Source organism: Pseudomonas sp. FW507-12TSA, from assembly GCF_058781435.1.
This window is the reverse complement of the sequence record NZ_JBYSWT010000012.1, coordinates 82,058-102,502: the sequence shown is the minus strand read 5'-3', so window position 1 is coordinate 102,502 and position 20,445 is coordinate 82,058. Positions and strand designations below refer to the sequence as shown.

Sequence of the window (20,445 nt, the reverse complement as noted above, 5' to 3'; positions counted from 1 at the left end):
TGGCGATCAGCTCAATTCGAGCCAGATCGGCGCGTGGTCCGAAGGTTTCTCCATGCCCCTCAGTTCATAGTCGACCCCGGCAGCCTTGACCCGCGGCAGCAGGCCACGGGACGCCAGGATAAGATCGATGCGCAGGCCACGCTTGGGTTCGTCTTCGAAGCCACGGCTGCGATAGTCGAACCAGCTGAAGCGGTCGTTCACCTCGGGGTTGAGGTGGCGGAAGCTGTCCACCAGGCCCCAGTTCTTCAGGCGTGCCATCCACTCGCGCTCTTCCGGGAGGAAGCTGCACTTGCCGGTCTTGAGCCAGCGCTTGGCGTTGTCGGCGCCGATGCCGATGTCGCAGTCTTCCGGGGAAATGTTCACATCACCCATGACCACCAGGGGCTGGTCGTTGCTGAAGCGGCTTTCCAGCAACTGTTGCAGGTCGCTGTAGAAGCGCTCCTTGGCCGGGAACTTGGTGGGGTGGTCGCGGCTTTCGCCCTGGGGGAAATAGCCGTTCATGATGGTCACCGGCGTGCCAGCGGCGTCGGCGAAAGTGCCCCAGATGAAGCGGCGCTGGGCGTCTTCGTCATCGTTGTCGAAGCCCTTGTGCAGGGCCAGTGGCGCCTGGCGTGAGAGCAGGGCGACGCCGTAGTGGCCCTTCTGGCCGTGGTAATGCACGTGATACCCCAGGGCCTGGACCTCGGCGAGGGGGAACTGCTCGTCGGCGACCTTGGTTTCCTGCAGGCCGATCACGTCCGGCTGGTGCTTGTCGATCAGCGCCGCCAGCTGATGGGGGCGGGCGCGCAGCCCGTTGATGTTGAACGAGACGATCTTCATGGTCGGCGGTCCTGGCAAAACAGCGATGCTAGCTGACAACGCCCGGGTCGACCAGCGTGGCAGCGCCGCCGATGCGCTGCTAATGTCCTTGGGCGCGGGAACGTTCAGCGGCGCGCAAGGCTCGTAATACAAGAGCGCGACCTTTCGAGCCGCGCCAGGGAGGAGTGACCGTCATGCCCGAGGCCAGCAATGCCATCGCCGATATCCACATGCTCGACAGCGGGTATTCCCGCGAAGCGCGGTCGCTGTTGTACCAGGCCTATCGTCACGAACCGACCTTCGGTTTCATCTTCGAGTCCGAGCGCCCCGGCTACGAGCAACGGGTGCGGGCCACGGTGCGCGAGCTGGTCAGGCAACACTTCTTGCAGGAACTGCCAGCCATCGGCTTGCTGGTCAATGACCGGCTGATCGGTATCGCCCTGATCGCGCCGCCCCGGCGCCGGCTGGGCATCACCGAGAGTTGGGCCTGGCGACTGCGCATGGTGTTGAGCACGGGCTTTCGCTGTACCCGGCGCTACCTGGAATACCATGACGCGGTGCAAGCCTGCCTGCCCAACGATGCGCTGCATGTATTACCACTGCTGGGCGTGCATCCGCAGTTCCAGGGGCAGCATTTTGGCGAACAGTTGCTGGAGGCGGTGCACAACTGGTGCGCGGTGGACGCCAACTCCCAGGGCGTGGTGCTCGATACCGGCAACCCGCGTTATCTCGCGTTCTACCAGCGCCAGGGTTATGCAGAGATCGGCGAGGTGGCGGTAGGGCCGGTCCGCGAGCATGTGTTCTTCCATCCCAATCCGCAGCGCTTACAAAGCGCAACAGGCTGAATCGAACTTTCCCCGCCCTCGAGCGCTCTATCGCCCTCCCAAGCTCGTGATAGCATCCGCGCCTATGAAGTTTTCCGGAAGATTCACCAGCGGTTTCTTGCTGCTGTTCACCAGCTGTGCGGCGCTGGCGCAAAGCGAATTGGCTGTCAGGATCAAACCTGCCAACGACGAGTTGAAGGCCAACATCGAAGGTTATATCGGCGATCTTGGCGATCGAGATGAAGAAGCCCTGCTGAGGTTCAGCAGGGGCGCCGAGGAGCAGGCCAAGAAAGCTGCCCAGGCCCTGGGCTACTACCAGCCATTGATCTCCAGCGAAGTACGGGGCGGCGACAAGCCGCGCCTGCTGTTGCGCATCGATCCCGGCGAGCCGGTGCACCTGCGCGAAGTGACCATCCGGGTCGAAGGCCCGGCCGCCTCCCTCAAGTCCTTTCGTACCCCTGACAGCGACCAGCTCAAGCCTGGCGCGGTGCTCAACCATGGGCGTTACGAAGACGCCAAGCGCCTGATCCAGAACCAGGCCTCGCGCTATGGCTTCTTCAGCGGGCGCTTTACCCGGCAGCAACTGCGGGTGGACCCGCTGGCCGGCGTGGCGGACATCGAGCTGGTCTACGACAGCGGCCCGCGCTATGCCCTGGGCAAGGTCAGCTTCAGCGGGGACTCGCTGTTCGATGAAGACCTGCTGCGGCGCATGGTGCCGTTCAAGGCCGGTACCGCCTACGACTCCGAATTGATCGCCGAACTCAACCAGGCCCTGCAGTCCAGTGGCTATTTCGAATCCGTGCGGGTGGATGCCACGCCTACCGCTGCCGAGCATAAAGTGATTCCGGTGGCGGTCCAGCTCGACACCCGCAAGCCCCGCACCATGGGCCTGGGCCTGGGCTACTCCACCGACGTCGGCCCACGGGTCAAGGCCAACTGGACCCGACATTGGGTCAACCCCCAGGGCCACAGCTATGGCTGGGAGGCTGAAGTCTCGGCGCCACGGCAGAACGTCGGGCTGTGGTACGACATTCCCCTGGACCCGCCCCTGACCGACAAGCTGCGGTTCGCCGGCGGCTACCAGAACGAAGAAATCTCCGGCACCGATACCCTGAGCAAGCTGTTGACCCTGGGGCCCGAGTGGCACAGCAAGCTGCCCAGTGGCTGGCAGCGGGTGGTCTCGCTCAAGTACCAGCGCGAAGAGTATCGGCTCGGCGATGATTCGGGCCTGAGCAACCTGCTGATGCCTGGCCTGACGTATTCCTATCTGCGCAGTGACAACCGTATCGATCCGCACAACGGTTATCGCATCCAGTTCGATACCAAGGTGGCCAAGGAAGGCCTGGGCTCGGACAACAACCTGTTGTACGGCACGGTGTTGCTCAAGGGCCTGACCACGGTCTGGGACAACCATCGCCTGCTGGGCCGGGTGCAGTTCGGCGGGAGCGCCACCAACGGCTACAAATCGGTGCCGCCGTCCCTGCGTTTCTTCGCCGGTGGCGACCAGAGCGTGCGTGGCTACGACTACCAGAGCCTGTCGCCGAAGAACTCCAAGGGCGATCGCATCGGTGGGCGCTACATGGTCGCCGGCAGCGTCGAATATCAATACTCGATCGCCGAAAAATGGCGGATCGCGACTTTTATCGACCAGGGCAACTCCTTCAATAAGCTGGAACTGCCGAACCTCAAGACCGGGGTCGGGCTCGGGGTGCGCTGGGTCTCGCCGGTGGGCCCGATCCGGGTCGACCTGGCCCACGCCATGAATGATGACGGCGGTATACGTTTGCACTTTTCCATGGGGCCAGAGCTGTGAAGCGTGGTTTGAAGATAACGCTGCTGGCGATCCTGGCGCTGGTGGTCCTGGTCATCCTTGCGCTGGCCGCGGTCCTCGGGACCCAGGCCGGCAGCCGCTGGGCCTTGCGCCAGGTGCCGGGCTTGAGCCTGGAGCAATTCGACGGTCGCCTCGGGGGGCAGTGGAGCGCCGGGCAGCTGCTTTGGCAGCAGGACGGCACGCGGATCGAACTGCGCGGCGTGCAGTTTTCCTGGTCGCCTGCTTGCCTGCTGCGCATGACGCTGTGCATCGAGCAACTGGAGGCCGATCAGGTCAGCCTGCAGTTTCCGGCCGGTGGCCAGGAGAGCCCGGGGCCCATCAGCTTGCCGGAGTTGCACCTGCCGCTGGCCATCGAGCTGGGGCGGGTACGGCTCGGCAGCCTGCTGCTCGACGGCAGCGAGCAACTCAAGAGCCTGCAACTGGCGGCCCACTGGACTACCCAGGGGCTACGCATCGATGCGTTGCAACTGCAACGCGACGACCTGGCCCTGGAGTTGACCGGCCTGCTGCAACCCACGGGCGACTGGCCCCTGACTGCCCAGGGCAGCCTTGGCCTGCCGGCTCCCGGCGACGGCCCCTGGAAACTGGCGCTGCAGGTCGAGGGCGACCTGCTCAAGACCCTCAAGTTGCAGGCCGACAGCAGTGGTTACCTGCAAGGGCGCCTGAGCGGTGAACTGCAACCGCTGGCCCAGGACCTGCCGGCCCAGGTACGGATCACCGCGGATGGCTTCAAGGCCAGTGCCGACCTGCCGGATACCCTGCAATTGGACCAGCTGCAGCTCACCGGCAAGGGCGACCTGAAACGCGGCTACCAGCTCGTCGGCCAGGCCAGCCTGCCGGCCGAGCAAGGGCCGGTTGCCTTGTCGTTGCAGGGTAAGGTCGATGCCAAGGGCGCCCAGATCACCACCCTGGAACTGCAGGCCAGCGACCACCAGAGCCTCAAGCTCGAGGGCCAGCTGGACTGGAGCCAGGGCTTTGTCGCCGAGGCCCGGCTCGCCTGGCTGGACTTTCCCTGGCATCGCCTCTACCCACAAATCGACGAGCCGGCCGTGGCCCTGCGCAAGTTCAACGCCGAAGTGGCGTACCGCGATGGCAACTACCTGGGCAACTTCCAGGGGGACCTGGATGGTCCGGCAGGGGCCTTCAGCCTCGGCAGTCCGTTCAGTGGCGACCTGGGCCAGGTGCACCTGCCGCAATTGCAACTGACCGCCGGCCAGGGCAAGGCCCAGGGGCACTTGAACCTGCAGTTCGCCGATGGCCTGGCCTGGGATACCGCCCTGGACCTGTCGGCCATCAACCCGGCCTACTGGCTGGCCGAATTGCCCGGAACCCTGGCCGGCCCCTTGCGTAGCCAGGGGGAGCTGAAGAACCAGCAGCTCAAGCTCGCCGCCGACCTGGATCTCAAGGGCCGCCTGCGCGGCCAGCCCGCGCTGCTGCAGGCCAAGGCCGACGGCGCCGGCGAGCAGTGGCGCCTCAATACCCTGGACATTCGCCTGGGGGATAACCGGATCAATGGTGCAGGCAGCCTGCAGCAGAAGGTCAGCGGTCAGTTGGACATCCGCCTGCCGCGCCTGGGCCAGCTCTGGCCGCAGTTGCGCGGCCAGCTCAGTGGCCGGTTGGACCTGGCCGGGACGCTCGCGGCGCCCCAGGGCAAGGCGGAGCTGAACGGGCAGCAGTTGGCCTTTGCCGACAACCGCCTGCAAAGCCTCAAGCTCGATGCCAGCCTCGATGGGGCGCAGAAGGCTCGCATCGAACTCAAGGGCAGCGGCATCCAGGCCGGCGATACCCAGCTCGGTAGCCTGACCCTGGCTGGCCAGGGCGACATCCGCAAGCAGCAGCTGCAACTGGACCTGCAAGGCCCGCTGTTGAAGCTGGCCCTGGGCCTGGATGGCACCCTGGACCAGGGCGCCTGGCGCGGACGGCTGGCCAGCGGTGAGCTCCAGAGCGGTGGCCAGGACTGGAAGCTGCAGACCCCGGCGCGGCTCGAGCGCCTGGCCAATGGCACGGTCAACTTCGCCGCCCATTGCTGGGTCAGCGGCGACGCCAGCCTGTGTGGCGAAGACCAGCGGCTGATGCCCGAACCGAAGCTGCGCTACCACCTCAAGCGCTTCCCCATCGACAGCCTGGCCCAGTGGTTGCCCAAGGATTTCGCCTGGAAGGGCATGCTCAATGCCGATGTCCAACTGGACCTGCCGGCCAGCGGCCCCAAGGGCCAGATCGTCGTGGATGCCAGTGGCGGCACCCTGCGGGTCAAGGACAAGGAGCAGTGGCTGGACTTTCCCTACCAGGCCCTGAAGCTCGACTCGCGCCTGGGACCACGGCGCATCGACAGCCAATTGCAGTTCGATGGCGGCAAGCTCGGGCAGTTGATGGTCCAGGCGCAGATCAACCCGCTGCCCAAGAACAAGCCGCTGTCCGGGGAGTTCCGCCTCAGTGGCCTGGACCTCTCCGTGGCGCGGCCGTTCGTGCCCATGGTGGAAAAGCTCAATGGCAACTTGAACGGCAGCGGCCGGCTGTCCGGCGGCCTGCTGGCGCCCCAGGTCAACGGCAGCTTGCAACTCAGCGGTGGCCAGGTATCCGGTTCCGAACTGCCCACCAGCATCGAGGACCTGCAGCTGAGCGCGCAGATCATGGGTGAGAACGTGCGCCTCGACGGCACCTGGAAGGGCGGCAAGAGCGGCCAGGGCAGCCTCGACGGCAACCTCGCCTGGGGCCGGGAACTGCTGGTGGACCTCAACCTCAAGGGTTCGCAACTGCCGGTGACGGTCGAGCCCTATGCGGCGCTTGAGGTGGCGCCTGACCTGAAGATCGCCCTGCAGGACAACCGGCTGGCGATCAGCGGCAAGGTGGCGATTCCCAAGGGCCAGATCACCGTGCGCGAGCTGCCGCCATCGACGGTCAAGGTTTCCGACGACACGGTGATCGTTGGCCAGCAGACCGTCGAGGGCAAGGCGCCCATGGCCATGGCGATGAACATCGACGTGGAAGTGGGCCAGGACAAGCTGGCCTTCAGCGGCTTCGGGCTGACGGCCAACCTGCAGGGCCATGTGCACATCGGCGACAACATGGACACCCGTGGCGAGCTGTGGCTCAACGATGGCCGCTACCGTGCCTATGGCCAGCGCCTGACGGTACGCCGGGCGCGGTTGCTGTTCGCCGGCCCCATCGACCAGCCCTACCTGGATATCGAGGCGGTGCGCCAGACCGACAACGTGATCGCCGGCATCCGTTTGAGCGGCAGCGCCGAGCAGCCGACGACCAAGATCTTCTCCGAGCCGGCCATGAGCCAGGAGCAGGCCCTGTCCTACCTGGTGCTGGGACGGCCGCTGAGCTCCGGCGGCGAAGACAACAACATGCTTGCCCAGGCCGCCCTCGGCCTGGGCTTGATGGGCAGTTCGGAGCTCACCGGAGGTATCGCCAAGAACCTGGGGATCCAGGATTTCCAGCTCGATACCCAGGGCAGCGGCAATGCCACCAGCGTAGTGGCCAGCGGCAACATTTCCGAACGACTCAGCCTGCGCTACGGGGTAGGGGTCTTCGAGCCGGCCAGCACCATCGCCTTGCGCTACAAGCTGAGCAAGAAGGTCTACCTGGAGGCCGCCAGCGGCTTCGCCAGCTCCCTGGACATCTTCTACAAGCGCGACTTCTAGCGCTTGCCGGCCTCGGCCACTGGCGCTTGGAGCGTCGGTGGCCGGGGCAGGTCTTTCCTTCGTTCATTGCCTCCCGCGGCCTTCGCGCGCCATCACCTGTCCTGCTTATAAGCCAGGTACAGAGCATGCTAATTATTACATTGACATTCGCTGCCTAGGCAGTAACATCTCGTCACACACTCCCTGCCTAGGCAGCTAATTGGTGAGCAGATGAAGCATTTCCAACCGGACGATTTTCACAATTGCCATCTTGGCCTGCTGCTGGGGCGCGCCGCCTTGCTCAAGGACCGGATCATCGACACCCACATGGAGCCCCACGGCATCACCGCCGCGCAGTTCAAGGTGCTGATCATCATGGCCCAGTTCGGTGTCGATACCCCGGCCGAACTGTGCCGCCACTTGTCCCTGGATAGCGGTTCCATGACCCGCATGCTCGATCGTCTGGAACAGAAGGATTTCCTGGTGCGCAGGCGTTCCGAAGGCGATCGTCGCCAGGTGCAGCTGGTGCTCACCGAGGAAGGCCGCAAGCTCACCGACCGCTTGCCCTTCATCGGTGCCGAGGCGATGAACGAATTGACCGGCGCCATCACTCCCGAGGAGTTGGCCACCCTGGAACAGATCCTCAAGAAAATGCTGCTGGCAGCCGGTGACCCGATCACCATCCAGCGAGTAGGTGCCAAATGAGCAGTAGAACCTTGCGTACTCGCGCCAGCCTGGTGCTGATGGCCATGAGCCTGGCCGGTTGCGCCAATTACAGTGGCCTGGACACCGAGGGCGTGAGCCTCTCGGCCCAGAGCCTGGCCACCGGCCAGGCGCTCAATGGCGTCAGCCTGTCGCCGGCAGCCTGGCCCCGTGCCGACTGGTGGAAGAGCCTGGGCGACAGCCAGCTCGACGGCCTGATCCAGGAGGCCCTGCGCGACAGCCCGGACATGCAGATCGCCAGCGCTCGCGCGCATCAGGCCAGTGCCGCGGCCTATGCCGCCGATGCCGAGCGGATGCCGACCCTGGACGCCAGCGCCGGTGTCAGCCGTTCGCGCCTGGCCCGCGACCAGGATCCCCGAGGGCAGGGCGGAGCCTATTCCACGGTGCGCAACCTGGGCGCCAGCTTCAACTACAACTTCGATCTCTGGGGCGGTCAGCGCGCGGCCTGGGAAGCGGCCCTGGGCCAGGCCCGGGCCGCCGAGGTCGATCGCCAGGCCGCCAGCTTGAGCCTGGCCGCCGACGTCGCCCGGGCCTACAGCGACCTGGGGCGTGCCTATATCGTCCATGACCTGGCCACCGAGGACCTCAAGCGGACCCGGCAGATGCTCGACCTGAGCCAGCGGCGCTTGAGCGCCGGGATCGACAGCCAGTACCAGTACCAGCAGACCGAGAGCCTGGAGGCCAGCTCCCAGGCCAGCCAGATCGATGCCGAGAAGCAATTGCAGAGCGCCAAGATCGCCCTTGCGGTGTTGCTGGGCAAGGGACCGGAGCGCTCCGACGAAATCCGCCGGCCCAAGGTCCTGCAGGCCAGTGCCGTGGCGCTGCCGTCGGTGTTGCCAGCGGAACTGCTGGGGCGTCGCCCCGACCTGGTGGCGGCCCGCTGGCGGGTGGAGGCGGCGAGCAAGAACATCGACGCCAGCAAGACCCGCTTCTATCCCAACCTCAACCTGAGCGCCAGCGCCGGTGCCGAGTCGGTGCTGGGGGACGCGATGTTCGGCTCCGCCAGCCGTTTCTTCAACATAGCCCCGACCGTCTCGCTGCCGATCTTCGACGGTGGGCGGCTGCGGGCCAGCCTCGACGCCCGGGACGCCGACTACGACCTGGCGGTGGCCCAGTACAACAAGACCCTGGTGACGGCCCTCGGTGACGTCAGCGACAGCGTCACCCAGTTGCGCGATATCGGCCGGCAGATCGCTGCCCAGCAACATGCCACCGACATCGCCCAGGAGTCCTATGACACAGTGGTCCAGCGCTATGGCTCGGGTATCGGCAACTACCTGGACGTGCTGAGCATCGAGCAGCAATTGCTGCAGACCCAGCGCCAACTGGCCACGCTCAATGCGCAACAGATCGACCTGTCGATCCAACTGATGCAGGCCCTGGGGGGCGGTTTCGACACCCAGAACCTGGCTTCGGCCAATCCCAGCCCCGCCCCGCAGACCAAATAATTCGAGGTATTTGTCATGGCTACCGCCGACACTCCAAGCACTCCAAGCACTCCAAGCACTCCAAGCACTCCGGACAACGCCAACCCACGCAAGCGCAAGATCATGCTGCTGGGGCTGGCGGCCATCGTCGTACTGGGCGGCCTGGGCGTCTACGCCTGGCATGAGCTCTATGGCCGCTGGAATGAAAATACCGACGACGCCTACGTCAACGGCAACGTGGTGGAGATCACCCCGCTGGTCACCGGCACGGTGGTCAGTATCGGCGCCGACGATGGCGACCTGGTGCATGAAGGCCAGGTGCTGATCAACTTCGACCCCAACGATGCCCAGGTCGGCCTGCAGAGCGCCGAGGCCAACCTGGCGCGGACCGTGCGCCAGGTGCGCGGCCTGTACAGCAATGTGGACGGCATGCGGGCCCAGGTGGCCGCGCAGAAGGCCGAGGTGCAGAAAGCCCAGGACAACTACAACCGCCGCAAGAACCTCGCGGCCAGCGGGGCGATTTCCCAGGAAGAGCTGTCCCACGCCCGGGATGACCTGACCAGCGCGCAGAATGCCCTGGCCAACGCCCAGCAGCAGCTCAACACCACCAACGCCCTGGTGGACGACACCGTGGTTTCCAACCATCCGGACGTGCAGTCGGCGGCCGCGCAACTGCGCCAGGCCTACCTGAACAACGCACGCAGCACCTTGATCGCCCCGGTCACCGGCTATGTGGCCAAGCGCACCGTGCAACTGGGCCAGCGTGTGCAGCCGGGTACTGCGCTGATGGCTGTGATTCCCCTGGACCAGCTGTGGATCGATGCCAACTTCAAGGAAACCCAGCTGCGCGACATGCGCATCGGCCAGCCGGTGGACATCGAGGCCGACATCTATGGCAGCGATGTGAAGTACAGCGGCACAGTGGACAGCCTCGGCGCCGGTACCGGCAGCGCCTTCGCTCTGCTGCCGGCGCAGAACGCCACCGGTAACTGGATCAAGATCGTCCAGCGGGTGCCGGTGCGGATCCACATCAATGCCGAGGAACTGGCCAAGCATCCGCTGCGGGTCGGCCTGTCGACGGTGGTCAACGTCAACCTGCGGGACCAGAGCGGCCCGGTGCTGGCCCAGCAGCCACCGCAAAAGGCCTCGTTCAGCACCGCTGTCTACGACCGCCAGCTGGTGGAAGCCGATGCCCTGATCACCCGGCTGATCCACGACAACAGCGCGGCCATCGGCAAGACGGCCAAGCGCTGATTCGCCAATCCGTCCGTCCCGGCTCCGCCTAGGAGCCGGGAGGCCTGTCCCGTTCCAAAGGATTCGCGATGAGCAATAACGCCTCTTTCACCCCGCCCAGCTTGCTGCTGAGCACCATCGGCCTGTCGCTGGCGACCTTCATGCAGGTGCTCGACACCACCATCGCCAACGTGGCGCTGCCGACCATCTCCGGCAACCTGGGGGTGAGTTCGGAGCAGGGCACCTGGGTCATCACCTCGTTTGCCGTGAGCAACGCCATCGCCTTGCCGCTGACCGGCTGGCTGAGCCGGCGCTTCGGCGAAGTGAAGCTGTTCATCTGGGCCACGCTGCTGTTCGTGCTGGCCTCGTTCTTGTGCGGTATTTCCACCTCGATGCCCGAGCTGGTGGGCTTCCGGGTGCTGCAAGGGGTGGTGGCCGGGCCGCTGTACCCGATGACCCAGACCCTGCTGATCGCCGTCTATCCGCCGGCGAAGCGAGGCATGGCCCTGGCGTTGCTGGCGATGGTCACGGTGGTGGCGCCCATCGCCGGGCCGATCCTCGGTGGCTGGATCACCGACAGCTACAGCTGGCCCTGGATTTTCTTCATCAATATCCCCATCGGACTGTTCGCCGCCTGGGTGGTGATGCAGCAGCTCAAGGCGCGGCCGGTGGTCACCAGCCGCCAACCGATGGACTACATCGGCCTGCTGGCGCTGATCATCGGTGTCGGCGCCTTGCAGATCGTCCTCGACAAGGGCAACGACCTGGACTGGTTCGAATCCAACTTCATCATCATCGGCAGCGTGATCTCGGTGATCGCCCTGACAGCGTTCGTGATCTGGGAAATGACCGACCGCCATCCGGTGGTCAACCTGCGTCTGTTCGCCCATCGCAACTTCCGCATCGGCACCATCGTGCTGGTGGCCGGTTACGCGGGGTTCTTCGGGATCAACCTGATCCTGCCGCAATGGTTGCAGACGCAGATGGGCTACACCGCCACCTGGGCCGGCCTGGCCGTGGCGCCGATCGGCATCCTGCCGGTGCTGATGTCGCCCTTTGTCGGCAAGTATGCGCACAAGATCGACCTGCGCCTGCTGGCGGGCCTGGCGTTCCTGGCCATGGGCCTGAGCTGCTTCATGCGTGCCGGCTTCACCAACGAAGTGGACTTCCAGCATGTGGCCCTGGTGCAGTTGTTCATGGGCATCGGCGTGGCGCTGTTCTTCATGCCGACCCTGAGCATCCTGATGTCGGACCTGCCACCCCACGAGATCGCCGATGGCGCCGGCCTGGCGACCTTCCTGCGGACCCTGGGCGGCAGCTTCGCGGCTTCGCTGACCACCTGGATCTGGATTCGCCGGGCGGACCAGCACCACGCCTACATGAGCGAGCACATGAGTGTCTTCGACCCGGCCACCCGGGAAACCCTGAACAGCCTGGGCGGCGCGAGCACCAAGGCCTACGCGCAGATGGACCAGATCCTCACCAGCCAGGCGTACATGCTCTCCACCGTGGACTACTTCACCTTGCTGGGATGGAGTTTCATGGGCCTGATCCTGCTGGTCTGGATGGCCAAGCCGCCGTTCGCCGCCAAGGCCGGCCCGGCCTCGGGCGGACACTGACGGCATAGCAGCGATAAAGAACACCGGCGTGCCGGCGGAGGGCTCCTCGAACCTATGGCAAGTTCGAGAACCTCTTCGTCGGCACGCCGGTTTTCGTTTCAGGCAAGCGTTGCTTCAGGGAGAGTCCGGTAGCGCCAGTTGGGTGGGCACGAAGTCGAAGGCCGCCAGTTGCATGCCTTGTTCGTCCACCTGCAGCGCCCAGCCCTGGCGGTCCCAGTCGCCCAGCACGATGCGCCGGGCCGCCTGGTCGCCGATCTGCAACTTGTGGATCGCCGGACGATGGGTGTGGCCATGCACCAAGGTGCGGACCCCCTGTCGCTGCATCACCAGCGGCACCTGCTCCGGGGTGACGTCGACGATGTCGTTGGCCTTCATGCGGGTCTGCGCCCGGCTTTCGCTGCGCAGCTTGCGTGCCAGCTTGTGGCGGGTACGCAATGGCAGGTGGCGCAGGATCCACAGGCTCAGCGGGTTGCGCAGGTAACGGCGCATGCGCTGGTAGGCTTCGTCGCGGGTGCACAGGCTGTCGCCATGCATCAGCAGCACCGGCTCGCCGTAGAAGTCGACGACGCTGGGGTCCTTGAGCAGGGTGGCGCCGGCGGCCTTGCAGAAGGCCTGGCCGAGCAGGAAGTCGCGATTGCCGTGCATCAGGAATACCTGGGTACCGCTATCGCTCAGCTCCCGCAGCGCCTGGCAGATGGAAAGCTGGTAGGAGGTCATGGCATCGTCGCCGATCCATACCTCGAAGAAATCGCCGAGGATGTACAGCGCCTCGGCGTCGCGGGCGCGGCCACCGAGTAAATCCAGAAACGCCCGGGTGATGTCCGGGCGTTGCTCTTCCAGATGCAGGTCTGAAATCAGCAGTATCACTCAATGATCTCGGCTTTCTCGATGATCACGTCTTCTGCCGGTACGTCCTGGTGGCCGGCCTTCATGGTGGTGGCCACGCCCTTGATCTTGTCGACCACTTCGCTACCGGCGATCACCTTGCCGAATACTGCGTAGCCCCAGCCCTGCACGGTCTTGCCGCTGTGGTTGAGGAAGCTGTTGTCGGTGACGTTGATGAAGAACTGCGCGGAGGCCGAGTGCGGCTCCATGGTACGGGCCATGGCGATGGTGTACTTGTCGTTGGGGAGGCCGTTGTCCGCTTCGTTCTGGATGCTTGGGCGCTTGTCTTTCTTCTCTTTCATGCCAGGTTCGAAGCCGCCGCCCTGGATCATGAAGTTACCGATGACGCGGTGGAAAATGGTGTTTTCGTAATGACCGGCTTTCACGTATTCGACGAAGTTGGCCACGGTCAACGGGGCTTTCTCGGCGTTCAGTTCCAGCACGATCTCGCCGTGGTTGGTGGTCAGTTTGACTTGGGTCATGGTCGGTACTCTTTATAAGGAAAGCGTTTTCAAGAAAATCTTCGCGGCCGGGACAGGCAAGCGGTCCGGACCGATCTGGCGCATCCTGCGGCCAAGGAGCGCAGTTTAGCCTGAGAGCCATGAATTTCGAGGTGGTTTTTTAACTTGCCTGCTATTAATAGCCGCAGTTTTAAAGCTGCGCTCTGTCAGGCACTTGACAGCATCGGCTATGATATCCGTTTTGATTTATCAGGCCGCATCCGGCCGCGCACTTGTACGTTCAAGGATCCTATGAGCAAGCCCACTGTCGACCCTACCTCCAATTCCAAGACTGGACCGGCCGTACCGGTCAACTTCCTGCGCCCGATCATCCAGGCGGACCTGGACTCGGGTAAACACACGCAGATCGTGACCCGCTTCCCGCCGGAGCCCAACGGCTACCTGCACATCGGTCACGCCAAGTCGATCTGCGTGAACTTCGGCCTGGCCCAGGAATTCGGTGGCGTCACCCACCTGCGTTTCGACGACACCAACCCGGCCAAGGAAGACCAGGAGTACATCGACGCCATCGAGCGCGACGTCAAGTGGCTGGGCTTCGAATGGGCCGGTGAAGTGCGCTATGCCTCGCAATATTTCGATCAGTTGCACGATTGGGCAGTGGAGCTGATCAAGGCGGGCAAGGCCTATGTCGACGACCTGACTCCCGAGCAGGCCAAGGAATACCGTGGCACCCTCACCGAGCCGGGCAAGAACAGCCCGTTCCGCGAGCGCTCGGTGGAAGAGAACCTGGACTGGTTCGCCCGCATGAAGGCCGGTGAGTTCAAGGACGGCGAGCGCGTCCTGCGGGCCAAGATCGACATGGCCTCGCCGAACATGAACCTGCGCGACCCGATCCTCTACCGCATCCGCCACGCCCATCACCACCAGACCGGCGACAAGTGGTGCATCTACCCGATCTACGACTTCACCCACGGCCAGTCGGACGCCATCGAAGGCATCACCCATTCGATCTGCACCCTGGAGTTCGAGAGCCATCGTCCGCTGTACGAGTGGTTCCTGGACAACCTGTCGGTGCCGTGCAAGCCACGCCAGTACGAGTTCAGCCGCCTGAACCTGAACTACACCATCACCAGCAAGCGCAAGCTCAAGCAGCTTGTGGACGAAGGCCACGTCAACGGCTGGGACGATCCGCGCATGTCGACCCTGTCGGGCTTCCGCCGTCGCGGCTACACCCCCAAGTCGATCCGCAACTTCTGCGAGATGATCGGCACCAACCGTTCCGACGGCGTGGTGGATTTCGGCATGCTCGAATTCAGCATCCGTGACGACCTCGACCAGAGCGCCCCGCGTGCCATGTGCGTGCTGCGCCCATTGAAGGTGGTGATCACCAACTACCCGGAAGGCCAGGTCGAGAACCTCGAGCTGCCGCGTCATCCGAAAGAAGACATGGGCGTGCGCGTGCTGCCATTCGCCCGTGAAATCTACATCGATCGTGACGACTTCATGGAAGAGCCACCAAAAGGCTACAAGCGCCTGGAGCCGGCCGGTGAAGTGCGCCTGCGCGGCAGCTACGTGATCCGCGCCGACGAGGCGATCAAGGATGCCGATGGCAACATCGTCGAACTGCGCTGCTCCTACGATCCGGACACCCTGGGCAAGAACCCGGAGGGCCGCAAGGTCAAGGGCGTGATCCACTGGGTGCCGGCGGCCGCCAGCGTCGAGTGCGAAGTGCGCCTGTACGATCGCCTGTTCCGTTCGTCGAACCCGGAGAAGGCCGAGGACGGCGCCAGTTTCCTGGACAACATCAACCCTGACTCCCTGCAAGTGCTCACTGGTTGTCGTGCCGAACCCTCGTTGGGCAACGCACAGCCGGAGGACCGTTTCCAGTTCGAGCGCGAAGGCTACTTCTGCGCGGATATCAAGGACTCGAAACCAGGCGCCCCGGTATTCAACCGTACCGTGACCCTGCGCGACTCCTGGGGTCAGTGATTCAGTCAAGGAACTAACGTGCTAACGATCTACAACACGCTCACCAAGAGCAAAGAAGTCTTCAAGCCCCTGGATGGCAACAATGTGCGCATGTACGTGTGCGGCATGACCGTATACGACTACTGCCACATCGGCCATGGCCGCAGCATGGTCGCCTTCGACCTGGTGACCCGCTGGTTGCGTTTCAGCGGCTACAACCTGACCTACGTGCGCAACATCACCGATATCGAAGACAAGATCATCAATCGGGCGCGGGAGAACGGCGAGCCGTACAACGCCTTGACCGAGCGCATGATCACGGCCATGCACGAGGACGAGGCCCGGCTGAACATCAAGAAGCCGGACCTGGAACCACGGGCCACGGATCATATCCCGGGCATGCTGAGCATGATCCAGACCCTGATCGACAAGGGTTATGCCTACGCACCTGGCAATGGCGACGTGTACTACCGCGTCGCCAAGTTCATGGGCTACGGCAAGCTGTCGCGCAAGAAGATCGAGGACCTGCGCATCGGTGCGCGGATCGAGGTCGACGAAGCCAAGCAGGACCCGCTGGACTTCGTCCTGTGGAAGGCCACCAAGCCGGGCGAGCCGAGCTGGGAGTCGCCATGGGGCGCCGGGCGTCCGGGCTGGCACATCGAGTGCTCGGTGATGTCCACCTGCTGCCTGGGCGAGACCTTCGACATCCATGGCGGCGGCAGCGACCTGGAGTTCCCGCACCATGAGAACGAGATCGCCCAGAGCGAGGCGGCCACCGGCAAGACTTACGCCAATGCCTGGATGCACTGCGGCATGATCCGCATCAATGGCGAGAAGATGTCCAAGTCCTTGAACAACTTCTTCACCATCCGCGACGTGCTCGACAAGTACCATCCGGAGGTGGTGCGCTACCTGCTGGTGTCCAGCCACTACCGCAGCGCGATCAACTACTCGGAAGACAACCTCAAGGACGCCAAGGGCGCCCTGGAGCGGTTCTACCACGCGCTCAAGGGCTTGCCTAAAGTGACCCCTGCCGGCGGCGAGGCCTTCGTCGAGCGTTTCACCCAGGTGATGAACGACGACTTCGGTACCCCGGAAGCTTGTGCCGTGCTGTTCGAGATGGTGCGCGAGATCAACCGCCTGCGTGAGAGCGACCTCGATGCGGCGGCTGGCCTGGCGGCCCGCTTGCGGCAACTGGCCGATGTGCTGGGCGTATTGCAGCTGGAGGCCGAGGACTTCCTGCAGGCCGGTGCCGGTGGTCGGGTCGACGCGGCGCAGGTCGAGGCGCTGATCCAGGCCCGCCTGGCGGCCCGGGCCAACAAGGACTGGGCCGAGTCCGACCGGATCCGTGACCAGATCACCGCCATGGGCGTGATCCTGGAAGACGGCAAGGGCGGCACCACCTGGCGCCTGGCTGACTGAGCCCTGGTTCGCAGTCAATAAAAAACCCGCCTCGTGCGGGTTTTTTATTGGCTGCGGGAAAAAGCTCCTTCAGGTCAGCGCAGCCAGGCGCTGCATGGTATCCGGGAAGCGTTCGACCAGGCGGATCAAGGTGGTGGCCTGGGCACTGGGAGTGGCGCGGCCTTGTTCCCAGTTCTCCAGGGTACGGGTGTTGGTGCGCAGGTACATGGCGAATACCGAGCGCGACAGGTTCAGTCGCTGGCGGACCTTCAGGACCTCGGCAGCGCTGATGGGCGGCAGCTTGGCGAGTGTCACCTGCTGGCTGCGCAGGGTGATCTTGCCCTGGCGCTCCAGGGTGAGGGCCTGGACGCCCTCCAGTGGCTCGGGAAAGATCTCGTGTCTGCTCATTGCTTCTGTCCTCGACCTCATTTTCCAGAGATGCTCCGGCTCGTTGCCAGACCGAGGGGATAGCCTAGGACGGGGATCCGTAAGCGGCTTTCGGAATCAATCGCCGGAGCGCCAGGGAGGATTCCGAGTATTGATGGGAAGAGGGGAGGGCAGGGCGCCTGAAATGCAAAACGGCACCCGAAGGTGCCGTTTTGTGTGGAGCGTCGTTGCTTGGGCGATCAGCCCGCCAGGCCGGAATGCTGGACCAGGGTCAGCAGTGGCTGCGGGTACACGCCGAGGAAGAACGCCAGCAGCGCGATGGCCAGCAGCATGACGCCACCGGCTTTCTGTTCCCAGTGCAGCTGGGCATCGACGCGACGCAGGTTCGGCTCGATCAGGTACAGGGTGACCATCACGCGCAGGTAGTAGAACACGCCGATGGCGCTACCCAGGATCAGCGATCCTACCAGCCACCATTGGTGCGCTTCGACACCGGTGGCGATGATGTAGAACTTGCCGATGAAGCCCGCGGTCAGCGGGATACCGGCCAGGGACAGCATCATCACGGTCAGCACGGCGGTCAGGTACGGACGGCGCCAGAACAGGCCGCGGTACTCGTACAGGGCGTCGGCGTCGCGGCCTTTGTAGGGCGAGGACATCAGGGTGATCACGCCGAAGGCGCCGAGGCTGGTGATCACGTAGGTGACCAGGTACACGCCGATGGCTTCCATCGCCAGGCCCTTGCTCGCCACCAGGGCGATCAGCAGGTAACCGAAGTGGGCGATGGACGAGTAACCCAGCAGGCGCTTGAGGTTGCTCTGGGTCAGCGCCAGCAGGTTACCCACCAGGATCGAGGCAATGGCGATCACGGTCAGGACGTTGCTCAGGACGCCGATGCTGGCCACTGGCGACAGCTGGAACAGGCGCACCAGCACCGCGAACACCGCGACCTTGCTGGCGGTGGCCAGGAAGGCGGCTACCGGGGCAGGAGCCCCTTCGTAGACGTCCGGGGTCCACAGGTGGAAAGGCACCAGCGACAGCTTGAACGCCAGGCCGACCAGCATCATGCCCAGGCCCAGCTGTGCCAGCGGGCTTGGCAGGCCGGTGGCCGCCAGGGCCTGGCCGATGCCGCTGAAGCTCAGGCTGCCGGCTTCGGCGTAGAGCAGGGCCATGCCGAACAACAGGAAGCCCGAACCGGCGGCCGACAGCACCATGTACTTGATGCCGGCTTCCAGGGAGCGCTTGTTGAAGAAGGCATAGGCCACCAGGCCGTAGACCGGTACCGACAGCAGTTCCAGGCCGATGAACAGGCCGGCCAGGTTCTGCGCGCTGACCAGCACCAGGCCACCTGCGGCGGCCAGGAGGATCAGCAGGTACAGCTCTTCACGGTTGCCCGGGTAACCGCTGCTGCCGTCGCCCAGGTAGGCGTGGGCCAAGGTCACGCAGGCCAGGGTGGCCACCAGGATCAGGGCCATGTAGAGGCAGGCGAACTGGTCGATCTGCAACAGCGGCGTGACCGCGATGGGTGCCACTTTCAGCACCGGGAAGATCGACAGCAATGCCAGGTTCAGGCCCGCCACCGAGAGGAGGAAGGTCTGGGCGTGATTGCGACGCCAGGCGATCGCCAACATCACCACCACAAGGGTGGCGCTGGTGATCAACAGCGGCGCCAGGGCGATAAAGTGTTGAATCGTAAAGTCCATAGCGCTCTTACCGGGCCGAAGCGAGTTGAGTGAAGGCGGTGCTGAGCCATTGCTGCACGCCATGCATGGTGGCGGCAGAGGTATCGAGGAACGGTTGCGGGTACACGCCGATGTAGATCAGCAGTACCGCCAGTCCCAGCACCATGATCAGTTCGCGAGCATCCATGCCGTGCAGCACCGCATCCGACTTGGACGGGCCGAAGTAGGCACGGTGGATCATGATCAGCGAGTAGACCGAGCCGAACACCAGGCCGGAAGTGGCGATCGCGGTGATCCATGGAGCGCTGACGAAGGTACCGATCAGGATCAGGAACTCGCCGACGAAGTTGCCGGTGCCCGGCAAGCCCAGGGAGGCGGCTGCGAAGAACAGGCTGATGGCCGGCAGGTAGGCGATACGCGACCACAGGCCGCCCATTTCACGCATGTCGCGAGTATGGGTGCGCTCGTACAGCTGGCCGCTGAGGATGAACAGCGCGGCTGCCGAAACACCGTGGGCCAGCATCTGGATCACCGCGCCCTGCAGGGCTTGTTGGCTGCCGGAATAGATGCCGATCAGCACGAAGCCCATGTGGGACACGCTGGAGAAGGCGATCAGGCGCTTGATGTCGGTCTGGGCGAAGGCCAGGAAGGCACCGTAGAAGATCCCGATCAGGCCCAGGGTCATGGCGATCGGTGCGAACTCCGCCGAAGCGTTGGGGAACAACGGCAGGGCGAAGCGCAGCAGGCCATAGGCCGCGGTCTTCAGCAGGATACCGGCCAGGTCCACGGAACCGGCGGTCGGTGCCTGGGCGTGAGCGTCAGGCAGCCAGGAGTGGAACGGCACCACCGGCAGCTTCACCGCGAAGGCGATGAAGAAGCCGAGCATCAGGATGTACTCGGTGGCGGTGGACATCTTGGTCTTCAGCAACTGGGCGTAATCGAAGGTGATCACCCCGGTGTTGTTGAAGTTGACCAGCACCAGGCCCAGGATCGCCACCAACATGATCAGGCCGGAAGCCTGGGTGAAGATGAAGAACTTGGTCGCCGCGTAGATCCGGGTCTTCTTGCCATCGGCCGAGCTATGACCCCAGAGCGCGATGAGGAAGTACATCGGCACCAGCATCATTTCCCAGAAGAAGAAGAACATGAACAGGTCCAGCGCCAGGAACACGCCGACAACGCCGCCCAGGATCCACATCAGGTTCAGGTGGAAGAAGCCCACGTGGCGCTCGATCTCTTTCCAGGAGCAGAGTACCGAGAGGATACCCAGCAGGCCGGTCAGCAGGATCATCAACAGCGACAGGCCGTCCAGGGCCAGGTGCACGTTGATGCCGAAGCGCTGGATCCACTGGTGCTTGAACTCGATGGCCCAAGTCGGATCGACGCCAGGCGCCGGAGCAAATGAATAGTTACCGTGGGCCCACAGCCAGAGGCCGAGGGCGAGTTCCAGGGTCATGGTCAACAGCGCAATCCAGCGGGGGAGGGTGGCGCCGAAGCGCTCACCCAGCCAGCACAGCAGGCCGCCGATGAAGGGGATCAGGATTAGCCAAGGCAGAATCATGACGGGCTCAATTCCT

General features: G+C 64.2%; 15 protein-coding genes. 9 read left to right on the top strand and 6 right to left on the bottom strand.

Features of this window, described 5'->3' with window-relative positions:
• Positions 1–6 precede the first annotated feature (6 nt).
• Positions 7–819, bottom strand: coding sequence for an exodeoxyribonuclease III (xthA, locus tag AC3WK8_RS13670; protein ID WP_103325620.1), 813 nt, complete (start codon positions 817–819; stop codon positions 7–9).
• Between the two features lie 173 nt (positions 820–992).
• Here xthA and AC3WK8_RS13665 point away from each other — a divergent pair, with 173 nt between their 5' ends.
• From AC3WK8_RS13665 to AC3WK8_RS13635, 7 genes are all read left to right on the top strand, one after another.
• Complete coding sequence (locus AC3WK8_RS13665) at positions 993–1,643, top strand: GNAT family N-acetyltransferase (RefSeq protein ID WP_085598509.1); 651 nt, start codon at positions 993–995, stop codon at positions 1,641–1,643.
• A gap of 64 nt (positions 1,644–1,707) precedes the next feature.
• The gene (locus tag AC3WK8_RS13660; protein ID WP_207245104.1) at positions 1,708–3,435 is read left to right on the top strand and encodes an autotransporter assembly complex protein TamA; all 1,728 of its coding nucleotides are present in this window, start codon (positions 1,708–1,710) and stop codon (positions 3,433–3,435) included.
• Positions 3,432–7,103 carry a translocation/assembly module TamB domain-containing protein gene (locus tag AC3WK8_RS13655; RefSeq protein WP_103325618.1) on the top strand — a complete coding sequence of 1,224 codons (3,672 nt, stop codon included), beginning with the start codon at positions 3,432–3,434 and terminating at the stop codon, positions 7,101–7,103. The genes AC3WK8_RS13660 and AC3WK8_RS13655 overlap by 4 nt, the downstream gene beginning before the upstream one ends.
• A gap of 210 nt (positions 7,104–7,313) precedes the next feature.
• Positions 7,314–7,787 carry a MarR family winged helix-turn-helix transcriptional regulator gene (locus tag AC3WK8_RS13650; RefSeq protein ID WP_022639666.1) on the top strand — a complete coding sequence of 158 codons (474 nt, stop codon included), beginning with the start codon at positions 7,314–7,316 and terminating at the stop codon, positions 7,785–7,787.
• Positions 7,784–9,253 (top strand): efflux transporter outer membrane subunit, encoded by a 1,470-nt coding sequence (locus AC3WK8_RS13645; protein ID WP_053136651.1) that lies wholly within the window; start codon positions 7,784–7,786, stop codon positions 9,251–9,253. Before AC3WK8_RS13650 ends, AC3WK8_RS13645 begins: the two co-directional genes overlap by 4 nt.
• Positions 9,254–9,268: 15 nt before the next feature.
• Positions 9,269–10,486, top strand: a complete 1,218-nt coding sequence (locus AC3WK8_RS13640) for an HlyD family secretion protein (protein ID WP_103325617.1) — start codon at positions 9,269–9,271, stop codon at positions 10,484–10,486.
• Positions 10,487–10,554: 68 nt separating this feature from the next.
• Entirely contained in the window at positions 10,555–12,084 is a 1,530-nt protein-coding gene (locus tag AC3WK8_RS13635) for a DHA2 family efflux MFS transporter permease subunit (RefSeq protein ID WP_053136644.1), read from the top strand.
• 114 nt (positions 12,085–12,198) lie between these two features.
• On the opposite strand, the gene lpxH is transcribed toward AC3WK8_RS13635, so the two are convergent.
• Both lpxH and AC3WK8_RS13625 read right to left on the bottom strand, forming a co-directional pair.
• A complete protein-coding gene (gene lpxH / locus AC3WK8_RS13630; RefSeq protein WP_103325616.1) occupies positions 12,199–12,951 on the bottom strand; it encodes a UDP-2,3-diacylglucosamine diphosphatase in 753 nt (250 codons plus the stop codon).
• Positions 12,948–13,451, bottom strand: a complete 504-nt coding sequence (locus AC3WK8_RS13625; protein ID WP_103325615.1) for a peptidylprolyl isomerase — start codon at positions 13,449–13,451, stop codon at positions 12,948–12,950. The genes lpxH and AC3WK8_RS13625 overlap by 4 nt, the downstream gene beginning before the upstream one ends.
• 270 nt (positions 13,452–13,721) lie before the next feature.
• Here AC3WK8_RS13625 and AC3WK8_RS13620 point away from each other — a divergent pair, with 270 nt between their 5' ends.
• Entirely contained in the window at positions 13,722–15,419 is a 1,698-nt protein-coding gene (locus AC3WK8_RS13620) for a glutamine--tRNA ligase/YqeY domain fusion protein (protein ID WP_085598521.1), read from the top strand.
• 18 nt (positions 15,420–15,437) lie between these two features.
• The gene (cysS, locus tag AC3WK8_RS13615; protein WP_085598523.1) at positions 15,438–16,820 is read left to right on the top strand and encodes a cysteine--tRNA ligase; all 1,383 of its coding nucleotides are present in this window, start codon (positions 15,438–15,440) and stop codon (positions 16,818–16,820) included.
• Positions 16,821–16,889: 69 nt separating this feature from the next.
• Here the strand turns inward: cysS and AC3WK8_RS13610 are convergent, their stop codons facing one another.
• The 3 genes from AC3WK8_RS13610 to nuoM all read right to left on the bottom strand — a co-directional run bounded on the left by AC3WK8_RS13610 (position 16,890) and on the right by nuoM (position 20,429).
• Positions 16,890–17,207, bottom strand: coding sequence for a helix-turn-helix domain-containing protein (locus tag AC3WK8_RS13610; protein ID WP_103325614.1), 318 nt, complete (start codon positions 17,205–17,207; stop codon positions 16,890–16,892).
• A gap of 218 nt (positions 17,208–17,425) precedes the next feature.
• Complete coding sequence (gene nuoN, locus AC3WK8_RS13605; RefSeq protein WP_103325613.1) at positions 17,426–18,889, bottom strand: NADH-quinone oxidoreductase subunit NuoN; 1,464 nt, start codon at positions 18,887–18,889, stop codon at positions 17,426–17,428.
• Between the two features lie 7 nt (positions 18,890–18,896).
• The gene (nuoM, locus tag AC3WK8_RS13600; RefSeq protein WP_022639655.1) at positions 18,897–20,429 is read right to left on the bottom strand and encodes an NADH-quinone oxidoreductase subunit M; all 1,533 of its coding nucleotides are present in this window, start codon (positions 20,427–20,429) and stop codon (positions 18,897–18,899) included.
• Positions 20,430–20,445: the final 16 nt, after the last annotated feature.